Source organism: Streptomyces sp. adm13(2018) (assembly GCF_008042145.1).
In the GTDB taxonomy this organism is placed as follows: Bacteria; Actinomycetota; Actinomycetes; order Streptomycetales; family Streptomycetaceae; genus Streptomyces.
Window position 1 is genome coordinate 1 of the sequence record NZ_RDBH01000009.1, and the last position, 6,396, is coordinate 6,396.

6 protein-coding genes are annotated in these 6,396 nt (G+C 72.8%); 5 read left to right on the forward strand and 1 reads right to left on the reverse strand.

The annotated features are described in order from the left end of the window. Positions 1-247 precede the first annotated feature (247 nt). The gene (locus EAO70_RS00650; RefSeq protein WP_148001078.1) at positions 248-739 is read left to right on the forward strand and encodes an LURP-one-related/scramblase family protein; all 492 of its coding nucleotides are present in this window, start codon (positions 248-250) and stop codon (positions 737-739) included. An 8-nt stretch (positions 740-747) separates the two neighbouring features. Here the strand turns inward: EAO70_RS00650 and EAO70_RS00655 are convergent, their stop codons facing one another. Continuing rightward, complete coding sequence (locus EAO70_RS00655; RefSeq protein ID WP_148001079.1) at positions 748-1,887, reverse strand: trans-sulfuration enzyme family protein; 1,140 nt, start codon at positions 1,885-1,887, stop codon at positions 748-750. 173 nt (positions 1,888-2,060) lie between these two features. Between EAO70_RS00655 and EAO70_RS00660 the strand changes: the two genes are divergently transcribed. From EAO70_RS00660 to EAO70_RS00675, 4 genes are all read left to right on the forward strand, one after another. Further along, a complete protein-coding gene (locus tag EAO70_RS00660) occupies positions 2,061-3,650 on the forward strand; it encodes a PLP-dependent aminotransferase family protein (RefSeq protein ID WP_261992570.1) in 1,590 nt (529 codons plus the stop codon). A gap of 114 nt (positions 3,651-3,764) precedes the next feature. Beyond that, a complete protein-coding gene (locus EAO70_RS00665) occupies positions 3,765-4,205 on the forward strand; it encodes a hypothetical protein (protein ID WP_148001080.1) in 441 nt (146 codons plus the stop codon). Positions 4,206-4,219: 14 nt separating this feature from the next. Continuing rightward, a complete protein-coding gene (locus EAO70_RS00670) occupies positions 4,220-5,677 on the forward strand; it encodes a hypothetical protein (RefSeq protein WP_148001081.1) in 1,458 nt (485 codons plus the stop codon). 57 nt (positions 5,678-5,734) lie between these two features. Then, positions 5,735-6,343: a hypothetical protein gene (locus EAO70_RS00675; protein ID WP_148001082.1), complete on the forward strand. Its 609-nt coding sequence runs from the start codon at positions 5,735-5,737 to the stop codon at positions 6,341-6,343. The last annotated feature ends 53 nt before the right edge of the window (positions 6,344-6,396 follow it).

Sequence of the window (6,396 nt, forward strand, 5' to 3'; positions counted from 1 at the left end):
CAGCCGCCCTTGCCGATCAGCTCGGGGGCACGGACACGGGCACGGCGGGGCGCGGGCGCGGGGGTGGGCGCCGGGGCAGCATCGTTCATCCTTCAAGCTTGCCATTGGTCGCTGCGCGTACGTGTCCCGTGCGGTGCCGCGAGCGTCCGTCACTATCCGTCCGTCCTCGTCCATGACGACAGCCGCCCGGCACGATACCGGGCGGCTTCGGGTGAGAACCGGCCCAGGGGCGGGCAGGCATAGCGGTGTGAAATATCTCGTACGGGACAAGATCTTCGCTATCGGTGACGACTACTGGATCGAGGACGAGGAGGGGCGGCACGCCTTTCTCGTCGACGGGAAGGCGCTGCGGCTGCGCGACACCCTGGAGTTGAAGGACCCCGACGGGCAGGTCCTGATCACCCTGCGGCAGAAGATGTTCAGTCTGCGGGACACCATGACCATCGAGCGGGACGAGCGGCCGCTCGCGACCGTGCGGCGCAAGCGGCTGTCGCTGCTGCGCAACCACTATCGGGTGACGCTCGTCGAGGGCACCGAACTCGACGTCAGCGGGCGGATTCTCGACCGGGAGTTCACCGTCGAGTACGAGGGTGAACTCCTCGCCCACATCTCCCGGCAGTGGTTCCACGTCCGCGAGACGTACGCCGTGAACGTGGTCCGGGAGGACGCGGACACCGCGCTGCTCGTGGCGGTCGCGGTGTGCGTGATCCGGATGGCCGAGCGGGAGCGGGAGGACTAGGGGGTGTCTCAGGAGCCGTCAGGCGTCTGGGAGAGGGCCTGTTCCAGGTCCGCCCACAGGTCCTCCACGTGCTCGATGCCGACCGAGATCCGCACCGTGCCGGGGCCGATGCCCGCCGCCGTCAGCGCCGCCTCGTCGAGCTGGTGGTGGGAGGTGGACGCCGGGTGCATCACCAGGGTCTTCACGTCGCCGAGGGAGACGCTCAGGGAGGCGAGGCGGACCGCTTCGACGAGGCGGCGGCCCGCTTCCCGGCCGCCCGCCAGGTCCACGGAGATCACCCCGCCACCGCCCGCCGGCAGCAGCCGGTCCGCGATCGCCCGGTCCGGGTGGTCCGCGAGCGCCGGGTGGCGCACCGCCGCCACCGCCGGGTGCCCGGCCAGCCGCGCCGCCAGATCGGCCGCGCTCGCGCACTGGCGTTCCATCCGCAGCGACAGGGTCTGCATGCCCCGCAGGGTCAGCCAGGCCGCGAACGGATCGGTGGACGCGCCCTGTTCGACCGCGTGACGGCGCACCCGGCGGTAGAGGGCGTCGTCCTTGAACACGGCGACGCCGCCGAGCACGTCCGCGTGCCCGGACAGGTACTTCGTCGCGGAGTGGACGACGATGTCGGCGCCGTGGTCGAGCGGCCGGAAGAGCAGCGGTGAGGCGAAGGTGTTGTCGACGGCGACCGGGACGCCCGCCCCGGCGGCGACCGCGGCGAGCGCGGGCACGTCGGAGACCCGGGTGGTGGGGTTGGCGATCGTCTCCAGGTAGAGCAGCCGGGTCTGCGGGCGCAGGGCAGCCCGCACCTCCTCGGGGTCGGTGCCCGAGACGTAGGTGACGTCGACGCCCCAGCGGGTGGCCAGGTCGGTGAGGACGGCGTAGGTGCCGCCGTACAGGCAGGTCTGGGCGATGACGTGGTCGCCGGCGGCGAGCAGACCGAGGAGGACGCCGTTCACGGCACCCATGCCGGAGGCGAAGGCCTGGCCCGCGATGCCGCCTTCGAGGCGGGCGACGGCGTCCTCCAGGGTGCGGACGGTGGGGTTGCCGAGGCGGCTGTAGAGGAAGGCGTCGCCGGAGGTGAAGGCGGTCGCGAGGGCGTCGGCGGACTCGAACGCGAAGACGTGCCCCTGGTGGAGGGGGACACCGAGGGGCCGGCTGCCGGTGATCTCGACGTGCGCCCCACGGAGCCCCGCCCCACCACGACCTCGGCCGAGACCGGGGCGGCGGTCGTGGCCTCGGCCGAGGTCGTGGTGGGGCGGGGCTCCGTGGGGCTCATGCGTTCAGTCTGTGGACCGGTCGTTTGCCTTCCCAGGGCCAATCCCGGCAGATTGGTCCGGCCATGATGCCCCTCGCTCCGCCTCCGGCCACCGACGACCTCGTCTCCCGGCTCGGCCGCTGGTCCGCCGGCCGCGGGCCCCTGTATCTGCTGCTCGCGGCCCGGTTGCGCCGGCTCGTCGACGAGGGCGCGCTGCCGCCGGGGTCCCTCCTGCCGCCGGACCGGCGGCTGGCGAAGGCGCTGGCCGTGGGCCGTACGACGGTGGTCGCCGCCTACGACACGCTGCGTCAGGAGGGGCGGCTCGTGCGGCGGCAGGGCAGCGGGACCCGGGTCGCCCGGGTCGCGCTCGCGCCGGAGGCGCCCCGGGTGGTGGAGACGTCCAACCCCTTGTTCCTGCACCTCCTGGAGGCGCCGGACGACGTGATCCTGCTGAGCTGCGCCGCTCCCGTGGAGCCGCCGCCGGAGTTGGCGGAGGCGTACCGCTCGCTGGTGCTGCCGGGTGGGGACCTGGGGTACCACCCGGCCGGTCTCGGGGTGCTGCGGGAGGCGGTGGCCGCGCGGTACGCGGAGCGCGGGGTACCGACGGACCCGGGCCAGGTGCTGGTGACGACGGGTGCGCAGCAGGGGCTCGCGCTGCTGGTGCGGCTGCTGCTGGCGCCCGGGGACGGGGTGCTGCTGGAGGCGCCGACCTATCCGGGGGCGCTGGACCTGTTCCGGGAGGCCGGTGCCGTGCCGGTGCCGGTGGCGGTGGGGCCGGACGGGCTCGACGTGGCGGCGGCGGTGGGGGTGCTGGAGGCCCGGCGCCCGGCGCTGGCGTACGTGGTGGCCCGGTTCCAGAACCCGACGGGTACGGAGCTTCCGCCGCTCGCGGGGCGCCGGCTCGTGGAGGCGGCGAACGCGTGCGGGGTGCCGCTCGTCGACGACGAGGTGCTGGGCGACCTGGGGTTCGGGACGGCGGCGGATCCCCCGCCGCTCTGCGCGTACGGCGAGGTGATCTCGGTCGGTTCGCTGAGCAAGGTGGTGTGGGGCGGGCTGCGGATCGGCTGGGTGCGCGGCCCGGCACCGTTGATCGCGCGTCTCGCCCGGTTGAAGGCGGTGCACGATCTGGGCTGTGACGTGCCGTCGCAGCTGGTCGCGGCGCGGCTGCTGGCCGGCTTCGGGTCCGTACGGGCGGCCCGGCTGGACGGTCTGCGCGCGGGCCACGCGTTTCTGCGGGCGGAACTGGCCCGGTGGCTGCCCTCCTGGTCGTGTCCGCCGGCGGTCGGCGGCCAGACGGTGTGGGTGCGGCTGCCGCACGGTGACGGGGTGTCGTTCGCGCAGGTCGCCCTCCGGCACGGGGTGGCCGTGCTGCCGGGTGCCACCGCCGACGCCCTCGGGGGGAGCGTCCGGCAGCTGCGGCTGCACTTCCTGCTGCCGCCCGAGGTGCTCGCGGAGGCGGTACGGCGGCTGGCGGCGGCCTGGGCGGAGTACGCGCCGACGGCGGGACCGGGTCCGGTCGGGCTCCCGGGCGTGGGACCGGCTCCGGTCGGACTCCCGGGCGTGGGACCGGGTCCGGTCGGGCTCCCAGGCGTGGGACCGGGTCCGGGTCCGCACCCGCACCCGGAGCCGGATGAATGTCCCGCTCCCCCCGAGCCGGGGGCCCTCACCCCCTGACCTCCGCCCGCTGACCAGGGACGAGTCCTCCAGCCTTGCATCCGGAGCGCCGCCACGGAAACATACGGTGCACCTGCAAAGTTATGATCATTCTTTCCATGGGGGCGCAGCGGCATGGGTTTTGACGAGGACTGGGCCGGAATCCGGTCCGGCACGACCGAACAAGCCCCCGTCGGCACGCGGTTGAACCAGCTCGACGGCGGCGGTGGCGGCGGCACGTCCGGCGGCCAGCCGAACCTCGCTACCGCACCAGCAAAGAAGAAGGCCGCGGCAAACACCATCGAGAACGAGCTGGAGCCGGACACGGCCAAGGCGGCCAAGGTGGCCGACGCGGCCACGACCGCCGCCGCCGGCGGCTTCGAGGGATGGGCGACCGCGGCCGGCCTCAAGACGGTCGAGACCACCTGGGACAGCCAGGTCAAGAACCTGCTCGCCCGCCTCGCCTCCGAGAAGACCGCCCTGCGCGGCGCCGCGGTCACGTTCGGCCAGCAGGAGCTCGACAACCGTGCCCGGCTCGCGGGGGTCCGGCCGACCTCGCGCATCGAGCAGTACTGAGGGGGCGGACGTACATGCTGACGTACTCCGAGATCATGACGACCGACCTGGGCAAGCTGTCCACCACCGCCGACAAGTGGACCGAGATGGCGGGCGACCTGAAGAAGGTCGAGGAGCGGTACCGCGACAGCGTCGAGTCGCTGACGACCTCGCAGGACTGGCGGGGCGAGAGCGCGACCGCCGCGCAGACCAACTTCGCGGCCACCCGCTACGAGTACCAGGCGGCCCAGACCCAGGCGAAGGCCACCGCGACGGTGCTGCGCAACGCCCACGAGCAGTTCACCGAGCTGAAGAAGCAGTTGGAGAACGCCCGCGCCGACGCCGTCAAGGCCGGCATGAAGGTCTCCGAGCAGGGCCGGGTGGCCTACGACTACGACCGCCTCTCGGCGAGCGAGCGGAGCGCCCTGCACCACGACCCGGACGGCGCGAAGAGCGTGCGGGAGGCCGAGACGGCCTGGACCGAGCACCTCGACGGCTGCGTCAAGGCCTTCGACGTCGCCGACCAGGACCTGAAGAAGGACCTGGAGGCCGTGGTCAAGGACGGCCAGGGCAACAAGAACGACGCCACCGCCGGCACCGGGTTCAACGGTGACGCCGGAAAGGTCGCCGCGGCCGACGACAAGGCCAAGGACGACCGGATGAACCTGGCCTGGCTCAAGATGAAGGACAACGAGACGCTCGACGACTACGTCCAGCGGCTCCAGCGCGACGGCATCGCCAAGCTCACCGGCAACGAGAAACTGGCCGACCTGGTCGCCAAGTTCACCAACGGCACGATCACCGCCGGTGCCTTCGCCGGCGCCCTGACCGCGGCCGGCCTGTACTCGTACAAGCTGTCCAAGGCGATCCGGCCGCCGTTCGTCCACCCGACCGCGCCCGGCACGTTCCTGTCCAAGCACTTCAACATGCGGCTGGCCGGCGCGGCCCCCGGCAGCCTGCTCACCAAGATCCCGCCGGGTCTCGCGACCGCGCTGACCGGCTCGGACGAGGCCGCCATGCTCGGCGGGTTCATGCGCAACGGCGCCTTCTTCATGCCCACGGCCGCCGAGGCGAACCTCCTGAAGGTCGCGCAGAACGGCGGTCTCGCCAACGCCGCCAAGGCGGCCGGTGTGCTGCGCGGCGCCGGTGTCGTCGGTGGCGTCGCGGCCACCGCGTACGGCATCGCCAACCTCACCACGTACAACGCGGACATGATCAAGGCGGACCCGGCGAAGTTCGCCTCGGACCTCACGGGGACGGCGTTCAGCGCGTCGATGACAGCGCTGACCGTCGCCCCGAACCCGGTCACCCTCGGTCTCGCCGTCGGTACCGGCGTGGCGTACGGCGCCGCGCTGATCTGGGACAACCACGAGGCGATCGGGAAGGGGATCGAGGAGGCCGGGGACTGGATCGGCGACAAGGCGTCCGACGTGGGCTCCGGCATCGCGAGCGGGGCGAAGAAGCTGGGCAGCGCCCTGAACCCCTTCGACTGACCCGACCGCGAGCGTCCGAGATCACCGAGATCTTCCAGAGCGAAGAGGATTCCGTCCATGCACACCCAGGCCAGCCCGTTCGAGCTCCAGGCGTGGAAGGAGGGGGACCGGCACCACTACAGCGCGGGCTGGAAGGGTGTCTCGCCGGAGTTCGGCGAGATCACGCTGACGGCCCCCCTCCCCCGTACGAACCCCGAGACGCTCGTCTCGGAGGTGCGCGGCGGGCTGCTGCCGGTGGCCTCGGTCGAGGCCCGTGGGATGCACGCCGAGGGGCTCAAGCTGCCGACCCTGAACCGGTTCACGCTGCGCGTCGGCGACCGGATGGTGTACGTGTCGCGGAACCGTTTCGGCGCCACCCTCGTCCAGCGGGCCCTCACCATGAAGTACGCGGGCGACCACTACCGGCTCGCGGCGCTCGACAAGAACTCCTACGTCCTCACCCGTGAGCCCGACGACGAGGACCCCGGGGTCCGGATCACCGTCCGCGAGTCCGGGCGCGGCAGGAGCCGCCGGCTGTCCGTACGGGTCGACGGGCGCGCCGAGGGCGGGGACCTGGCCCTCGGGCTGATCTTCGCGGGGGTCGACCGGTCGGCCCTGACCCGGATCGGCGCGGTGAAGGCGGGCATCTCCCGCGTGACCCACTTCTGGACCGAGGCGGCGTACTGACCCGCCGCCCGGCCCCTCCGTCGTACGCGCGCCCCGGCCCCTCCGTCGTACCT

Coding starts and splice junctions, on each gene's coding strand:
- EAO70_RS00665 (WP_148001080.1), top strand. CDS start 3,765: ATGGGTTTTGACGAGGACTGGGCCGGAATCCGGTCCGGCACGACCGAA.
- EAO70_RS00670 (WP_148001081.1), top strand. CDS start 4,220: ATGCTGACGTACTCCGAGATCATGACGACCGACCTGGGCAAGCTGTCC.
- EAO70_RS00675 (WP_148001082.1), top strand. CDS start 5,735: ATGCACACCCAGGCCAGCCCGTTCGAGCTCCAGGCGTGGAAGGAGGGG.
- EAO70_RS00660 (WP_261992570.1), top strand. CDS start 2,061: ATGATGCCCCTCGCTCCGCCTCCGGCCACCGACGACCTCGTCTCCCGG.